This window comes from Streptomyces sp. NPDC026500, from assembly GCF_055567635.1.
The window spans coordinates 369,395-385,444 of the sequence record NZ_JBVHQB010000005.1 but is presented as its reverse complement, the minus strand read 5'-3'; the positions used below and the strand labels follow the sequence as shown (position 1 = coordinate 385,444).

The 16,050-nt window shown below is 70.8% G+C and carries 11 protein-coding genes and 3 tRNA genes; 9 read left to right on the top strand and 5 right to left on the bottom strand.

Annotated elements, in window-relative coordinates; genetic code table 11:
• Window positions 1-15 precede the first annotated feature (15 nt).
• Window positions 16-738 (bottom strand): SanA/YdcF family protein, encoded by a 723-nt coding sequence (locus ACZ4N5_RS12325; RefSeq protein WP_467757019.1) that lies wholly within the window; start codon window positions 736-738, stop codon window positions 16-18.
• A gap of 369 nt (window positions 739-1,107) precedes the next feature.
• Here ACZ4N5_RS12325 and ACZ4N5_RS12320 point away from each other — a divergent pair, with 369 nt between their 5' ends.
• From ACZ4N5_RS12320 to ACZ4N5_RS12300, 5 genes are all read left to right on the top strand, one after another.
• A complete protein-coding gene (locus ACZ4N5_RS12320) occupies window positions 1,108-2,028 on the top strand; it encodes a sirohydrochlorin chelatase (protein ID WP_467757018.1) in 921 nt (306 codons plus the stop codon).
• A gap of 81 nt (window positions 2,029-2,109) precedes the next feature.
• Window positions 2,110-3,546, top strand: coding sequence for a deoxyguanosinetriphosphate triphosphohydrolase (locus ACZ4N5_RS12315; protein ID WP_467757017.1), 1,437 nt, complete (start codon window positions 2,110-2,112; stop codon window positions 3,544-3,546).
• A 93-nt stretch (window positions 3,547-3,639) separates the two neighbouring features.
• Window positions 3,640-4,905: an NAD(P)/FAD-dependent oxidoreductase gene (locus ACZ4N5_RS12310; protein WP_467757016.1), complete on the top strand. Its 1,266-nt coding sequence runs from the start codon at window positions 3,640-3,642 to the stop codon at window positions 4,903-4,905.
• 124 nt (window positions 4,906-5,029) lie between these two features.
• Window positions 5,030-6,934, top strand: coding sequence for a DNA primase (gene dnaG / locus ACZ4N5_RS12305; RefSeq protein ID WP_467757015.1), 1,905 nt, complete (start codon window positions 5,030-5,032; stop codon window positions 6,932-6,934).
• Window positions 6,935-7,170: 236 nt separating this feature from the next.
• Window positions 7,171-8,472 carry an RNA polymerase sigma factor gene (locus ACZ4N5_RS12300; protein ID WP_467757014.1) on the top strand — a complete coding sequence of 434 codons (1,302 nt, stop codon included), beginning with the start codon at window positions 7,171-7,173 and terminating at the stop codon, window positions 8,470-8,472.
• A 61-nt stretch (window positions 8,473-8,533) separates the two neighbouring features.
• Here the strand turns inward: ACZ4N5_RS12300 and ACZ4N5_RS12295 are convergent, their stop codons facing one another.
• The 4 genes from ACZ4N5_RS12295 to ACZ4N5_RS12280 all read right to left on the bottom strand — a co-directional run bounded on the left by ACZ4N5_RS12295 (window position 8,534) and on the right by ACZ4N5_RS12280 (window position 14,228).
• Entirely contained in the window at window positions 8,534-10,462 is a 1,929-nt protein-coding gene (locus tag ACZ4N5_RS12295) for an ABC transporter ATP-binding protein (RefSeq protein ID WP_467757013.1), read from the bottom strand.
• Window positions 10,462-12,195: an ABC transporter ATP-binding protein gene (locus ACZ4N5_RS12290; RefSeq protein WP_467757012.1), complete on the bottom strand. Its 1,734-nt coding sequence runs from the start codon at window positions 12,193-12,195 to the stop codon at window positions 10,462-10,464. Before ACZ4N5_RS12290 ends, ACZ4N5_RS12295 begins: the two co-directional genes overlap by 1 nt.
• Before the next feature lie 164 nt (window positions 12,196-12,359).
• Window positions 12,360-13,814: an FGGY family carbohydrate kinase gene (locus ACZ4N5_RS12285; RefSeq protein WP_467757011.1), complete on the bottom strand. Its 1,455-nt coding sequence runs from the start codon at window positions 13,812-13,814 to the stop codon at window positions 12,360-12,362.
• Between the two features lie 108 nt (window positions 13,815-13,922).
• A complete protein-coding gene (locus ACZ4N5_RS12280) occupies window positions 13,923-14,228 on the bottom strand; it encodes a YtxH domain-containing protein (RefSeq protein ID WP_328555695.1) in 306 nt (101 codons plus the stop codon).
• Between the two features lie 144 nt (window positions 14,229-14,372).
• On the opposite strand from ACZ4N5_RS12280, the gene ACZ4N5_RS12275 reads away from it, so the two are divergent.
• The 4 genes from ACZ4N5_RS12275 (at window position 14,373) to ACZ4N5_RS12260 (ending at window position 15,932) form a co-directional block, all read left to right on the top strand.
• Window positions 14,373-14,445: transfer RNA gene (locus ACZ4N5_RS12275), tRNA-Asn, on the top strand.
• A 5-nt stretch (window positions 14,446-14,450) separates the two neighbouring features.
• Window positions 14,451-14,523, top strand: a tRNA-Asn gene (locus tag ACZ4N5_RS12270).
• Between the two features lie 165 nt (window positions 14,524-14,688).
• Window positions 14,689-14,762 (top strand) — tRNA-Ile (locus tag ACZ4N5_RS12265).
• A gap of 975 nt (window positions 14,763-15,737) precedes the next feature.
• Window positions 15,738-15,932, top strand: coding sequence for a hypothetical protein (locus ACZ4N5_RS12260; protein WP_467757010.1), 195 nt, complete (start codon window positions 15,738-15,740; stop codon window positions 15,930-15,932).
• The last annotated feature ends 118 nt before the right edge of the window (window positions 15,933-16,050 follow it).

Here is a 16,050-nt window from a genome sequence, read left to right as displayed (position 1 = left end):
ATGGTCAGACAGGCCCTAGTGGGCCGCCGCCAGTGCCCGGGTCACCCCGTGCTCCTTCGGGCCCAGGAAATGCGGATCCGGCTCGAACACCACGTCCAGCGCGGCCTTGCCGGCCGCGAAGATCTCACGGGTGCCGCCGTAGTACCAGGTGGCGTCGTGCCTGGCGTCGACGCCGATGCCGTACGAGCGGACGCCCGCCGCCCGGCACAGGGCGAGAGCACGGCGGATGTGGAAGCCCTGACTGATCAGGACGGCCTCGTGGACACCGAAGATCTTGCGGGCGCGGACGCAGGAGTCCCAGGTGTCGAAGCCGGCGTAGTCGCTGACGATCCGCCGGTCGGGAACCCCGTGCGCGGTGAGGTACGAACGCATCGCGTCGGGCTCGTCGTAGTCCTTGCGGCTGTTGTCGCCGGTGACGAGGACGACCTCGATCCGGCCGGCCCGGTACAGCCTCGCGGCGGCGTCCAGGCGGTGGGCGAGATACGGGGACGGCTCGCCGTCCCACAGACCCGCGCCGAAGACGATCGCGACCTCGGTGCGCGGGGCGTCCGCCGTCGTCCGCAGCCGGTCGCCCGTCGACACGTACAGCCAGGTCACCGGGAGCAGCGCCAGCACGCACAGGACCATCAGCGCCTGCACGGCCCGCCGTTGCCCCCTGCGCGTACGCGGCAGCGGTGGCAGGCGGAGCAGACGTGGTCTGCGGAAGCTCGGGCGCTTCGGGCGCGGCAGGCGCGGCATGATCGATGTCCCCCAGGTGTCGTCACGCGCGGCGGCGCGCGGGCCGGCGGTCACGTGCGGCGGTGCTCGCGTCGGCCGTGTTCGGCCTCCGCGGCCGAATCCGCTTCGGTTCTCGGCTCGGTTCTCGTTCGGTTTCCGGTGCGGTCGTCGGTGCGGCTCCCACGCCGGATTCCGCGTTCCCGTTCGTCATATGAGGACGCATCGTAAGGCCGTTCGGTTCGCCCGGATGCGCCGACTCCGGTCACCCGGAAGGAGAGAGCCGCAGGTGGAAACCCCTCACACCGTGCCGCCGCCGCTCGGTGAACCACTGGAAAACACCCGACATACCCACGCAACGGCCCGGCAACCTCCTACCGCCAGGATCGACCCATGACGGCCTCGAACCCCGCTCGCGACGCGTCCTCCCACCGCCTCGGCGGCCCGCCGCCCCGCGGCGCCCACCTCGAAGGCCCCCTCGACAGTACGGCGCAACTCATGAACCGGATCACCAGCCAGCTCGGCAGCCAGCTCAGTCTCGTCTCGCTCGACGGCACCCGCCGGCCGGCACCGCCCGCGCTGGTCCTGGCCGCCCACGGCAGCCGTGACCCGCGCGCGCTCGCCACCGTACGGACCCTGATCGAACGCGTCCGCGAGCTGCGCCCGCACCTGTCCGTGCGCCTCGGCCACATCGAGCTGAACGAGCCCCTGCTCCGCGACACACTCGCCTCCCTGGCCGGCAAGGAGGACGCCGTCCTCGTACCGCTGCTGCTCGGCCGCGGCTACCACGTCCGGCGCGACATCCCCGAAACCGCCGCGGCGGTCCCCGGTCTGCACGCCCGTGTCGCCGCCCCGCTCGGCCCGCACCCGCTGCTCGTGGAAACCCTCTACGCCCGCCTCGTCGAGGCCGGATGGCGTACCAGGATGAGCGACCCGGCCCGTCGCGCGAGCGCCGTCGTCCTCGCGTCCGCCGGGTCCCGTGCCCCGGACTCGGCCGCCGACACCCGCCGCACCGCCCAGCTGCTCGCCGAACGCCTCGGCGTCCCGGTCGTCCCGGCGTACGCCTCCGCGGCCGCGCCCACCGTCCCCGCCGCCGTGCGCTCCCTCGCCGCCCGGGGCCGCCACCGGGTCGCCATCGCCTCGTACTTCACCGCTCCCGGCCGCTTCGCCACACAGAGCGCCGAGGCCGCCCCCTGGATCTGCGCCGAACCGCTCGGCGACCACCCGGCGATGGCCCGCCTGGTCCTGCACCGCTACGACCAGGCCGTGGCGGCCCCGGAGTCCGCCCCGGAGCGCACCCTGGTCCCGGCCTGAACCCGACGCTTCTCCCACGCCTGACACCGCGCGGTCGGCGACCGCGTCCCGATTGTCACCGCCTGCGTCTACTGTCGGTGCATGGAAGGCATGGCACCGAAGACCGCAGACACCGCACCGCAGACATCACAGACACCGCAGACGTACGAGAACGACACGGCTCCCCACGAGTACGACGTGTCGGCCGTCGAGCGCTGGGCCGTCGAGCCCGACAAACGCCCCGGCCGCACCGCCTTCCAGCGCGACCGCGCGCGCGTGCTGCACTCCGCGGCCCTGCGCCGCCTCGCGGGCAAGACCCAGGTCGTCACCCCCGGCACCCTTCCCCAGGTGCTCGGTCCCGCCGGATCGGGCGGCGCGCCCATCCAGGTGTGGGACGCCAGTCCGCGGACGCGGCTGACCCACTCCCTGGAGTGCGCCCAGGTGGGCCGCGAGCTGGGTGCCGCCCTCGGCTGCGACCCGGACCTGGTCGAGGCGGCCTGCCTCTCGCACGACCTGGGCCACCCGCCCTTCGGACACAACGGCGAACAGGCGCTCAACGAATTCGCGGAGGACTGCGGCGGATTCGAGGGCAACGCCCAGTCGCTGCGCCTGCTCACCCGGATCGAGCCCAAGCGCTTCGTGCGCAGCGACATTGTGACCTCGGCCTCCGCCGCGTCGGACGACGACCTCGTCAGCGTCGGCCTCAACCTCACCCGCGCCGCCCTCGACGCCGCCACCAAGTACCCCTGGCCGAGAGGCGCGCGTCCCACCGACCCGAAGTCGCCGAAATTCGGGGTCTACGAGGACGACCGGCCGGTCTTCGACTGGATCCGCAAGGGCGCCCCCGGTTCGCGGACGTGCTTCGAGGCCCAGGTGATGGACTGGTCCGACGACGTGGCCTACTCGGTGCACGACGTCGAGGACGGCCTGCACGCCGGCCACATCGACACCGCCAGCCTGCACTCCGGCCCGGAACGCCAGGAGATCTTCGCCGTCGCCATCGGGCGGTACGTGCCCGACGACACCGATCCGGCCGAGCTGTCCGAGGCCCTCGACCGGCTCCTCGGCCAGGAGTGGTGGCCGCACGGGTACGACGGATCGGCCGTCGCGCAGGCCCGGCTGAAGGACGCCACCAGCCAGCTCATCGGCCGTTTCTGCCTGGCCGCGGAGGGCGCCACCCGCGCCCGGTACGGCAGTGGACGTCTCACCCGGTACGCGGCGGAACTGGTCGTCCCGCGAGCCGCCCGGCTCGAGTGCGCCGTCCTCAAGGCGGTCGCCGACCGCTACGTGATGCAGCGCGCCGAACAGGAGCGGCTCCGCGCCGACCAGCGGATCGTCGTCGCCGAACTCGCCGAGGCGCTCACCGCCCGCGCGCCCGGGATACTGGATCCGCAGTTCCGGGCACTGTTCGACCACGCGGCCGACGACCGCGCCCGCAAGCGCGTGATCGTCGACCAGATCGCATCCCTCACGGATGCCTCGGCGCGTTCCCTGCACCTCAGGCTCACCACGCGTTCCCATGGGAGCGGACAAGTGTGACCCTGCGTGGCCTGATCGGGCCACTCCCCCTTCCCGCATCACGCTCCGTGCGGGACGCTCGCATATGGCGACATCCTTACGAGGAGGCATCAAGTGGTCGACGCGGATCAGACATTCGTCATCGTCGGAGGAGGCCTGGCAGGCGCCAAGGCGGCCGAGACGCTCCGAGCGGAGGGCTTCACCGGCCGCGTGATACTGATCTGCGACGAGCGCGACCACCCCTACGAACGCCCCCCGCTGTCCAAGGGCTACCTCCTCGGCAAGGAAGAGCGCGACAGCGTCTTCGTGCACGAACCCGCCTGGTACGCGCAGAACGACATCGAGCTGCACCTCGGCCAGACCGTCGACGCGATCGACCGCACGGCCAAGACCGTCCGCTTCGGCGACGACGGCACCCTCGTCCACTACGACAAGCTGCTCATCGTGACCGGTGCCGAGCCGCGCCGTCTCGACATCCCGGGCACCGATCTCGCCGGCGTCCACCACCTGCGCCGCCTCGCCCACGCCGAGCGTCTCAAGGGCGTCCTCGCCGCGCTGGGCCGGGACAACGGACACCTCGTCATCGCCGGCGCCGGCTGGATCGGCCTGGAGGTCGCCGCCGCGGCCCGCGAGTACGGCGCCGAGGTCACCGTCGTCGAACCCGCGGCGACCCCCCTGCACAACGTGCTGGGCCCCGAGCTCGGCCAGCTCTTCGCCGAACTGCACCGCGAGCACGGCGTCCGCTTCCACTTCGGGGCCCAGCTCACCGAGATCGTCGGCCAGGACGGCATGGTGCTGGCCGCCCGCACCGACGACGGCGAGGAGCACCCCGCGCACGACGTCCTCGCGGCCATCGGCGCCGCCCCGCGCACCGGTCTCGCCGAGGCCGCCGGCCTGACGATGGCCGAGCGCGCGCACGGTGGCGGCATCGCGGTCGACGACCAGCTGCGCACCTCCGACCCCGATGTGTACGCCGCCGGTGACGTCGCCTCCTTCCACCACAGCCTCTTCGACACCCGGCTGCGCGTCGAGCACTGGGCCAACGCCCTCAACGGCGGACCGGCCGCCGCCCGCTCGATGCTGGGCCGCGGGACGGCGTACGACCGCGTGCCCTACTTCTTCTCCGACCAGTACGACGTGGGTCTTGAGTACTCGGGCTGGGCGCCCCCGGGGACGTACGACCAGGTGGTGATCCGCGGTGACGCGGGCAAGCGGGAGTTCATCGCCTTCTGGGTGAAGGAGGGGAGACTGCTGGCCGGGATGAACGTGAACGTGTGGGACGTCACGGAGCCGATCCAGCAGCTCATCCGCTCCCGGGCCCGGGTTGACACCGACGCGCTCGCCGACCCGCACGTTCCGCTGGAGAGCCTGGTCCCGTGACCGACGCGTCGCCCGGCTCGCGCACCGGCCCCGTGCCGGGGATTTCCGGGGCGCGCCCCCGGACCCCGGCCGGTGGTCGATCACCTGCCCCGGGAGTGTCGGTGCGGCCCCGTAGAATCACCACGTGGCAGGCAGGATCAATGACGAGGACGTGAAGGCTGTTCGGGACGCGGTCCCGATCGACGCCGTGGTGTCCGAGTACCTCCAGCTGCGCAACGCGGGCGGCGGAAACCTCAAGGGTCTCTGCCCCTTCCACGACGAGAAGTCACCGTCCTTCCAGGTCAGCCCCAGCAAGGGACTCTTCCACTGCTTCGGCTGCCAGGAAGGCGGCGACACCATCACGTTCGTGATGAAGGTCGACCACCTCACCTTCTCCGAGTCGGTCGAGCGCCTCGCCGCCCAGGCCGGTATCACGCTGCGCTACGAGGAGGGCGGGTACAACCCCGCCCACCAGCGCGGCGAGCGCATCCGTCTGGTCGAGGCGCACAACGCGGCCGCCAAGTTCTACATCGACCAGCTCGACACCAGCCCCGAGGCCGACACGGGCCGCACGTTCCTCGCCGAGCGGGGCTTCGACCAGGCCGCCGCCGCCCACTTCGGTGTCGGCTACAGCCCTCAGGGCTGGGACCACCTCACCCGCCATCTGCGTGGCAAGGGCTTCACCGACAAGGAGCTGGTCCTCTCCGGCCTCTCCCAGGAGGGCCGCCGCGGCCCCATCGACCGCTTCCGCGGCCGCCTCATGTGGCCGATCCGCGACATCGGCGGCGAGGTCGTCGGCTTCGGCGCCCGCAAGCTGTACGAGTCCGACAACGGACCGAAGTACCTGAACACGCCCGACACCGCGATCTACCGGAAGTCCCAGGTCCTGTACGGCATCGACCTCGCCAAGAAGGACATCGCCAAGAGCAGCCGGGCGGTCGTCGTGGAGGGCTACACCGACGTCATGGCCTGCCACCTGGCCGGCATCACCACGGCCATCGCGACCTGCGGCACGGCGTTCGGCGGCGACCACATCAAGATCCTCCGCCGGCTGCTGATGGACAACGGCTCGGCCCGGGTGATCTTCACCTTCGACGGCGACGCGGCCGGCCAGAAGGCAGCCCTGCGCGCCTTCGAGGACGACCAGAAGTTCGCCGCCGAGACCTACATCGCCATCGCGCCCGACGGCATGGACCCCTGTGAGCTGCGGCTCGCCAAGGGCGACGCGGCCGTCGCCGACCTGGTCGAACCCCGCACGCCGCTCTTCGAGTTCGCGCTGCGCCAGATCGTCCTGCGCTACGACCTGGAGACCCCGGCGGGGCGCGCGGCCGCCCTCGACGAGGCCGCCCCGATCGTCGCCCGCATCAAGAACAGCGGCGCACAGCACGAGGTCGCCGTGCAGCTGGCCGGCATGCTCGGCATCCTCGACACCCAGTTCGTCGTCAAGAGGGTGTCCCAGCTGGCCCGTTGGGCCCGCGACCGCGGTGGCATGGGACCCGCGCCGGCCGGCGGCCGCCCCCAGCAGACCTACGCCGTCACCCAGGCACCCACCGGCGGCGGCCCGGCCCTGACCTTGCGCAACCCCGTCTTCGCCACCGAGCGCGAACTGCTCAAACTCGCCCTCCAGCGACCGGAGTTGGTCGCCCCGGCGTTCGACGCGTACGGCCTGGACGAGTTCACCGCCCCGCCCTACGCGGCGGTGCGGCAGGCGGTCATGGACGCGGGCGGCGCCGAGTACGGCATCCAGGACCCGCAGGAGTATCTGATCCGGGTCCGCGACGCCGCCCCGGACGACGTGGTGCGCGCGATGGTCACCGAGCTGGCCGTCGAGGCGATCATGCGCAAGACCGTCGACGAGACCTACGCGGGCGATCAGCTCGTCATGGTCCGCCGCCGCGCCGTCGACCGCCGCATCCGGGACGTCCAGGGCTCCCTGTCCCGCATCAGCGCGGGCGGCGACCCGGCCCAGCTGGCCGCCGTACAGAACGAGTTGTGGGTGCTCCAGCAGTACGGGCAGGCGCTCCGCGAGCGGGGCGCCGAAGCCCTCTGAGGCCGGACGGCGGCGTTCCGGGGATGTTCCGCGGGCGAACCGGCGGGACCGCTGGGGCAGGGCGGGCGCTCGGAGTGCTCGGCGCACATGCCAATCCCGTACGCGCTTCTTCAGGTTTCGTCTTCGCTGAGCTGCGCACTCGTGCAGGACAGTAACCAGGCGGTCACGGACCGGACGCAAAAAGTCACCGCACGCCCCTCGTGGCAGCGATGTGTCGTACTCCACACTGGGTTCCGGTGCCTGAGTCCTCGGAGCGCGGCCGACCCGCACGCGACGGGTTCGCGATCCCCGCGGTTCCGCCAAACGACTACGGGATGGACAGCGGCGAGGCCGTCGACCCCATCCCCGACGTACCGCTGCCGCACGCCTCAGCAGCGACATTCCTGGAGGTCGCCCCCGTGCAGACCCAGACCCTCGCCCAGACCGACAACACCATCGACACGGACGCGGATGCCGACGTCGTCGCGGCGGTCCCCCCGCAGCGCCGTGCCGCGCACCACCCCGAGGCCGAGCCGGAGAGCCCCGAGGCTCCCGGAGAGGCTCCCGGGGCGGAGGTGGAGGTGGAGACCGAGGCCGAGGCTCCCGAACCCGTGGAGCCGGCCCGAGCCCGAGCCGCCGACACCGGTGGACCCTCGTCCGACCTGTTCCGCCAGTACCTGCGGGAGATCGGCCGGATTCCGCTGCTCACGGCGGCCGAGGAGGTCGACCTCGCCCGCCGCGTCGAGGCCGGACTCTTCGCCGAGGAGAAGCTCCGGCTCGCCCCCGACCTGGACAGCCAGCTCGCCCTGGACCTGGACAAGATCGTCGTCATGGGCCGGATGGCCAAGCGCCGGCTCATCGAGGCGAACCTGCGGCTCGTCGTCTCCGTGGCCAAGCGGTACGTGGGCCGCGGCCTGACCATGCTCGACCTGGTCCAGGAGGGCAACCTCGGCCTGATCAGGGCCGTCGAGAAGTTCGACTACGCCCGCGGGTACAAGTTCTCCACGTACGCCACCTGGTGGATCCGGCAGGCCATGTCGCGCGCGCTCGCCGACCAGGCGCGCACCATTCGCGTCCCGGTGCACGTGGTCGAGCTGATCAACCGGGTGGTCCGCGTCCAGCGGCGGATGCTCCAGGAGCGCGGCTACGAGCCCAGTCCCGAAGAGGTCGCCGCCCATCTCGACCTGACCGGCGAGCGGGTGAGCGAAGTCCTGCGGCTGGCCCAGGAGCCGGTGTCCCTGCACGCCCCCGTGGGCGAGGAGGACGACGTGGCCCTCGGGGACCTCATCGAGGACGGCGACGCGACGTCTCCGGTGGAGTCCGCGGCGTTCCTGCTGCTCAGGCAGCATCTGGAGGCGGTGCTGTCCACGCTCGGCGAGCGGGAGCGCAAGGTCGTCCAGCTCCGGTACGGACTGGCGGACGGGCGTCCGCGCACCCTGGAGGAGATCGGCCGCATCTTCGGCGTCACGCGCGAGCGCATCCGCCAGATCGAGTCCAAGACCCTGAACAAGCTGAGGGACCACGCCTTCGCGGACCAGCTGCGGGGGTACTTGGACTGAGGCGCCCGCACGCCGGAGGGACCGTAGGTCTCAGCCCCTCCGGCGTTCGAGACGGTAACCGCTAGTCGACCTCGGCGACCGCCTGCGCGAACTGGGCCTGGTACAGGCGGGCGTAGGCCCCGCCGGACTCCAGCAGCTCCGCGTGGGCACCCTGTTCCACGATCGACCCGTCCTCCATCACGAGGATGGTGTCCGCGTCCCGGATCGTCGACAGACGGTGGGCGATCACGAAGGACGTCCGGCCGTGCGCCAGCTTGGCCATCGCCTTCTGGATCAGCACCTCGGTCCGGGTGTCGACGGAGCTGGTCGCCTCGTCGAGCACCAGGATCACCGGATCCGAAAGGAACGCACGCGCGATCGTGATCAGCTGCTTCTCGCCCGCGCTGACCCCCGATCCCTCGTCGTCGATCACCGTGTCGTAGCCCTCGGGCAGCGTGCGGATGAACCGGTCGGCGTGCGCCGCGCGCGCCGCCTCCTCGATCTCCCCGCGGGTGACGTCCCGCGAGGCCCCGTACGCGATGTTGTCGGCGATCGTGCCCCCGAACAGCCAGGTGTCCTGGAGCACCATCCCTATCCCGGACCTCAGCTCGTCCCGCGACATGGAGGCCACGTCGACCCCGTCGAGGGTGATCCGGCCGCCCGTGACGTCGTAGAACCGCATGAGCAGGTTCACCAGCGTCGTCTTGCCGGCGCCGGTCGGGCCGACGATGGCCACCGTCTGGCCCGGCTCCACCTTCAGCGAGAGGTCCTCGATGAGCGGCTTCTCGGGGTCGTAGCGGAAGGAGACGTTCTCCAGCGCCACGCGGCCGCGCAGCTCCTCGGGACGGGCCGACACCTTCGGGTCCGCGTCCTGCTCGTCCGCGTCGAGGACCTCGAAGACCCGCTCCGCCGACGCGACACCCGACTGCACCAGGTTCGCCATCGACGCGACCTGCGTCAGCGGCATCGAGAACTGGCGGGAGTACTGGATGAAGGCCTGCACGTCACCGATCGACAGCGAGCCCGAGGCCACCCGCAGACCGCCGACCACCGCCACCAGCACGTAGTTCAGGTTCGACACGAACATCATCAGCGGCTGCATGACACCGCTGTTGAACTGCGCCTTGAACCCGGCCTCGTACAGCTTGTCGTTCTGCTCGGCGAACAGCGCCGCCGACTCGTCCGCCCGCCCGAACACCTTCACCAGATTGTGGCCGGTGTACATCTCCTCGATGTGGGCGTTGAGCTTGCCGGTGGTGCGCCACTGCTGCACGAAGTGCGGCTGCGAGCGCTTGCCCACCCGGGTGGCCACGACGAACGACAGCGGCACCGTGACCAGCGCGACGACCGCGAGCAGCGGCGACACCCAGAACATCATCGCGAGCACACCCACGATGGTCAGCAGCGAGTTGACGAGCTGGCCCATCGACTGCTGGAGGGTCTGCTGGATGTTGTCCATGTCGTTCGTCGCGCGGCTGAGGACCTCACCGCGCTGGCGCTTGTCGAAGTACGACAGCGGCAGCCGCGACAGCTTCGCCTGCAGGTCCTCGCGCATGCGGTAGACGGTCCTGTTGACGGACCGGTTCACCAGCCGCGTCGCCACCGCCATCAGCAGGCCGGCCAGCAGGAACGTGCAGAGCGCGAGCAGCAGGACGTTCCCGACGGCGTTGAAGTCGATGCCCTTGCCGGGGGTGAAGTCGGTCCCCGAGAGCATGTCGGCGACGCCGCCCTTGCCGTGCGCGCGCAGCGAGTCGAGGGCCTGGGCCTTGGTGGCCCCGGCCGGCATCTGGCGCCCGACGATCCCCGCGAAGACCAGGTCGGTGGCCCTGCCGAGGATCTTCGGGCCGACCACCGAGAGCCCCACGCTCAGTACGACGGTGACCAGCATCACGTACAGCGTGGCGCGCTCGGGCTTGAAATGGGTGAGGAGCCGTCTGCCCGACACCTTGAAATCCATCGAGCGCTGGTCAGGGCCGGTCCCGGCCATCATGCGCCCCATAGGCCCGGCCATCAGGCGGCCTCCGCTTCCGTCAGCTGGGAGAGCACGATCTCCCGATAGGTCTCGTTGTCCGCCATCAGTTCGTGATGCCGTCCGCTGCCGACGACCCGGCCCTCGTCGAGGACCACGATCCGGTCGGCCTCCCTGATGGTCGACACCCGCTGGGCGACGATCACCACGGTCGCCTCCGCGGTCTCCGCGGTGAGGGCCGCGCGCAGCGCCGCGTCGGTCGCGTAGTCGAGGGCCGAGAAGGAGTCGTCGAAGAGGTAGATCTCGGGGCGCTGCACGAGGGTGCGCGCGATGGCCAGGCGCTGACGCTGACCGCCGGACACGTTCGTCCCGCCCTGCGCGATCGGCGAGTCGAGACCGTTCTCCAGCTGTTCGACGAAGCCCTTGGCCTGCGCCACCTCCAGCGCGTGCCACAGCTCCTCGTCGGTCGCGTCCGGGTTGCCGTACCGCAGGTTCGTGGCGACGGTCCCCGCGAACAGGTACGGCTTCTGCGGAACCAGTCCGACCGTCCTGGCCAGCAGCTTCGGCTCGATGGTCGCCACGTCCACGCCGTCGACGAGCACCTGGCCGTCGGTGGCGTCGAACAGGCGGGGGATCATGCCGAGCAGTGTCGACTTCCCGCTGCCGGTCGACCCGATGACCGCGGTCACCTCACCGGGGCGCGCGACCAGGTCGACGGACTTCAGGACCGGCTCCTCGGCGCCCGGGTAGCGGAACCCGGCCTCGCGGATCTCCAGGTGGCCGTGCCGGCGCAGCTCCAGGACGGGCGCGAGGGGCGGGACCACGCTGCTCTCGGTGGACAGGACCTCCTGGATGCGCTCGGCACAGACCTCCGCGCGCGGCACCATCATGAACATGAAGGTCGCCATCATCACGGACATCACGATCTGCATCAGGTAGGCCAGGAACGCGGTCAGATCGCCGATCTGCATGCCGCCGCTGGCGATGCGGTGGGCGCCGAACCAGACGACCGCGATGGACGACAGGTTCACCACCGTCATGACGATCGGGAACATCAGGGCCAGCATCCGGCCGGTGGCCAGCGACGTCTCGGTGAGGTCGGTGTTGGCGCCCTTGAAGCGCTCCTTCTCGTAGCCGTCGCGCACGAACGCGCGGATCACGCGGTTGCCGGTGATCTGCTCGCGCAGCACCCGGTTCACGGTGTCCAGGCGCACCTGCATGGTGCGGAACAGCGGGCGCAGCCGGCGCACGATGAGCGTCACGCAGATGCCGAGGGTCGGCACCACGGCGACGAGCACCGCGGACAGCGGCACGTCCAGGCCGAGGGCCAGGATGATGCCGCCCACACACATGATCGGTGCCGACACCAGCAGGGTGAACGTCATCAGGGCGAGCATCTGCACCTGCTGGACGTCATTGGTGGTGCGGGTGATCAGCGACGGCGCGCCGAAGTGGCCCATCTCACGTGCCGAGAAGGACTGGACGCGGTCGAAGACGGCGCCCCGGATGTCCCGGCCGACCGCGGACGCCGTACGGGCGCCGTAGTAGACGGCCCCGATGTTGCAGACGACCTGGGTCAGCGAGATGCCGATCATCAGGGCACCGAAGGACAGGATGTAACCCGTGTCACCCTTCACGACACCGTTGTCGATGATGTGCGCGTTGAGGGTGGGCAGGTACAGCGTGGCGCAGGTCTGCAGGAACTGCAGCAGCACCAGCAGGGCGATGGGTTTCTTGTACGGACTGAGGTGGGTCCGCAGGAGTCGTATGAGCACGCGGGGTCTCTCGGAATCGTCGATGGCGGGGTGACCGGCAGGCGGTGGATGGTGCACCACCCCCTATCGTCTGACACTCCACCTGCGTTACCTCAACCGATTAACCCAAGTGCGGTCCAAAAAAGGAGCCCGCCTCCGCCTTTGGACGTACGCCCGCGGAGGGGTTACGACCGGAACGCCCCCGGATGCGTCTGTTCGCGTACGGAGACGTACTGCTGTCGTACGGCCTGCCCCACGGCGAGTTCGTCACCCGGCTCCAGCACCTGGGCGACCGGACCCTGCCAGGCGGGCGGGGTCCGCGGGTCGAGGGTGCCCTGCGAGGCACCGAGGGCCCAGGCCGCCTGCCGGGCCGCGCCGAGCGCCGCGTAGTCCGCGGGCTGCGGCACGACGACCTGGGCGCCGAACAGCGCGGGTGCCACGGCCTGGACGGCGGGCAGCTCGGCGGCCTGGCCGAGCAGGAATATCCGGCGTACGTCGACACCCCGGCCGCGCAGCACGTCGAGCGCGTCCGCGAGCCCGCACAGCATGCCCTCGAAGGCCGCCCGCGCCATGTGCTCGGGCCGCATCGACTCCCGCCGCAGACCGGCCAGCGTCCCCGCCGTGTGCGGCAGGTTCGGGGTGCGTTCGCCCTCCAGGTACGGCAGCAGGACGAGTCCGTGGGAGCCCGGCGTCGACTTCATCGCCAGGTCGGACAGTCCCTCAAGGTCGGACACGCCGAGGAGCTCGGCGGCCCCGCGCAGGGCCCGTACGGCGTTGAGCGTGGTGACGACCGGAAGATGCATGCCGGTCGCGTCCGCCAGGGAGGTGATCATGCCGGTGGAGTCCACCAGCGCCTCGGTGTGGACGGCCATCACGGAGCCGGAGGCGCCCAGCGACACCACCGCGTCACCGAGCCCGATGCCGAGCCCGAACGCCGCCGCCATGGTCTCGCCGGTCCCGGCGGAGATCAGCAGCCCCTCGGGCGTGGTTCCCGCGGCCTCGGAGGGGCCGAGGACGTCCGGCAGCCCGGCCTGGTGGCCGAGCGCCAGTTCGACGAGGTCGGGCCGGTACGCCCCGGTCGCCGCCGACCAGTACCCGGTCCCCGAGGCACCGCCCCGGTCCGTGGTCCTGCGCACGGGGCGTCCGAGGAGCTGCCACACGAGCCAGTCGTGGGCCTGCAGCAGCATGCTGGTGCGTCTCGCGGCCTCGGGCTCGGTCTTGTTCAGCCAGCGCAGCTTGGTCACCGGCTGCGCGGCCTGCGGGACGCTGCCCACCGCCTGCGCCCATGCCTCGCGCCCGCCGAGCGCGTCGATCAGATCGGCCGCCGCGACCTGCGCCCGCTTGTCACCGCCGACCATCGCGGGGCGCACGGTGTTGCCCTGGGCGTCCAGCGGGACGAGCCCGTTCTGCTGGGCGGACACACCGATGGCCTGAACGCCTTCGAGCAGTCCGCCTCCCGCGGCCTCGCCCAGGGACAGCAGCCAGGCCTGCGGATCCACGTCGGAAGGACGGCCGCCACCCTCGCCGCTGTCGACCGGATGTGGCGCATAACCCTGCCTCAGCACGGCACCCGTGTCCGTGTCGCAGACGACGATACGAGTGAAATCGGGCGCACTGTCCAGCCCGGCGACTATCCCCATGGCGGAAATTCTGCCGTACGACGGGGGCCGGCGGCGCCGGGCCGGCACACAGGACCCGGCGCGACCAACGATCCCTAGGTATTACTGGTGCCCCGGTCGTCTCGATCGCTAGGTATTGCTGGTGCCCCAGTCGTCCTCGCCGGTGCCGCCCGCGTTCCGCTCCCGCAGGGAGCGCACCCGGTCCGTGACCGAGTCGGGGACACGGTCGCCCACCTTCTCGCTCACGGTGTGCAGCGCCTTGCCCGCGATCTCGCGGCCCTGGTGGGCGGCGGTCTCCGCGGTGTTGCGCACGGCGGGGTTCTGCGCGACCTGGCGCATGGACTTCTTCAGCTGTTCGTAGCGCTCGCGCCCGGCCCGCGTGCCGAGCACGTAACCCAGGGCCAGTCCGGCGACGAACGTGAGCCGGTAGCGCATGACGGCCACCCTTCCCTTGCGTCGGCATCGGTGCGGAGGGAACCGATTGGCGGAGCACCCCCCTGCTTGCGCTAATGTATGTGTCGCAGCGGGCGCACGCTTCCTGGCGAATACCCAGGTAGGTACGTTCGATGCAAAGATCAATCCTCCGTAGCTCAATTGGCAGAGCAGCCGGCTGTTAACCGGCAGGTTACTGGTTCGAGTCCAGTCGGGGGAGCTCGATCTCCTGTAGCTCAATTGGCAGAGCAGCCGGCTGTTAACCGGCAGGTTACTGGTTCGAGTCCAGTCGGGAGAGCAACGAAAGAGGGCCCCTCGGGGTCCTTTTTCATGTCCGCAGGAAGCGCCCAGGGCACGCCGAAGTCCTCATGGTCGCGCGAAGCCGACCATCCGAAGCAGGAGATCGTATGAGCGGCTATGCTGCGGCAGACGGCGCGCACAAATGTGCGCGGCGCGCCGTAACGGGGCGGTAGCTCAGCCGGTTAGAGCAGCGGACTCATAATCCGTCGGCCGTGGGTTCGAGTCCCACCCGCCCCACTACGCGCTACGCGTGCAGAATCGATGTGACCAGTAACTTCCCAGACTGGTCAGGCGAGTTGGGGCCCCGTGGGCGCCCCGCCCGGTCGCGATCTCATGATCGTCAGGGCCCAAGCCTGAGGCCCTCGCCCCGGCCAATTCCGTTGTCACCCGGATGGCCTGACCGTCCCTCGGCCGGAGTACGTCGCCACTGGCCCACCCCCTCCCTGAAGCGGTTTCCGGCACGCGCAGAGGTCTGTCCCTGAGGCGGTTCGCTGCGCGCCGCCGACGCCGGACCCCGGCGCCGCCGGTCTCCGCGGCCGCTCATCGGCATTCCCGGCGTTCCGCACCACGACATCTCCCAGCCGGAGATCGCCCCCTGCACACCACTGGTCTCGCACGGGGCTACGACGTCCGGGGATCATCCAGGGTGACGTCCGCCTTCCAGCCACACTCTTGCCCGTTGCCCGGATCGCCGTCGACAAGGTCTGCTGCGAGCGGTCGTCCCTGAGTCTTCGGGACCTGCCCGTCCATCAGGTCGTCACAGCCGGCCGGGGCTCTCGTGCCCGGACCTGCGGCGGCCGGGGTACCCGAACGCGAAGTCCGTCCGGACCGTCCGCGGAGTACGCTCGGTGTCACCGAGGGTATTTCGTGCACCGGCTTCCACGGCCGTGTCATTTTCGGCGATTTGATCACATCGGGCCGGTACTGGTCGGCCCGAGCCGGGCGCGTGTCATGAGTAGGACCGTTTTCCTCACGTCCATCCCCGAAAGCCCGCCCTCCTCTCTGCCTCGCCCGATACCTTCCGCTTCCCTTGGTTCCTCTGGCTCATCGCCGGCAGACGTGTTCGATCCGCCGGCGAGCCGGATCACCGGGAACTTGGCGAACCACCCGTACCGGCGGCCGGCTGTCCAGGTCGCGGTGCGCGTTGGCGGGCATCTTCAGCCGACTCCGACTCCGACTCCGACTCCGATTCCGACCTCGGCTCTCTGGCTGATGGCCGCCGGGGCAGGCTGCCTGCGCACCTCGCACGCGGGTCGGCTGATGGTGGAGGCGGCGAGCCTGCGCATGGTGTCGGAGACCGACCGGGCCGTTCAGGCGGCCTGGGACTCCGAAGAGGACCACGAAGTCCCAGAGCCGGCGGCCCGCCCGCACATCCCGGCCGTTCCGGCTCCGCCGACGGCGACGTGAGGGCCGCGGACACGCGGTCTCAAGAGCCGGGTGAGCCTCGGCGGCAGACCGGGACCCCGGCCGCATCGCGGACGGCGGGCCGGGGATCCTCCCGTGCCGTGCGCTTTCCGGACCGCTC

Coding starts and splice junctions, on each gene's coding strand:
- ACZ4N5_RS12285 (WP_467757011.1), bottom strand. CDS start 13,814: ATGGGGATAGTCGCCGGGCTGGACAGTGCGCCCGATTTCACTCGTATC.
- ACZ4N5_RS12295 (WP_467757013.1), bottom strand. CDS start 10,462: ATGGCCGGGCCTATGGGGCGCATGATGGCCGGGACCGGCCCTGACCAG.
- ACZ4N5_RS12320 (WP_467757018.1), top strand. CDS start 1,108: ATGACGGCCTCGAACCCCGCTCGCGACGCGTCCTCCCACCGCCTCGGC.
- ACZ4N5_RS12325 (WP_467757019.1), bottom strand. CDS start 738: ATGCCGCGCCTGCCGCGCCCGAAGCGCCCGAGCTTCCGCAGACCACGT.
- ACZ4N5_RS12315 (WP_467757017.1), top strand. CDS start 2,110: ATGGAAGGCATGGCACCGAAGACCGCAGACACCGCACCGCAGACATCA.
- ACZ4N5_RS12280 (WP_328555695.1), bottom strand. CDS start 14,228: ATGCGCTACCGGCTCACGTTCGTCGCCGGACTGGCCCTGGGTTACGTG.
- ACZ4N5_RS12260 (WP_467757010.1), top strand. CDS start 15,738: ATGGCCGCCGGGGCAGGCTGCCTGCGCACCTCGCACGCGGGTCGGCTG.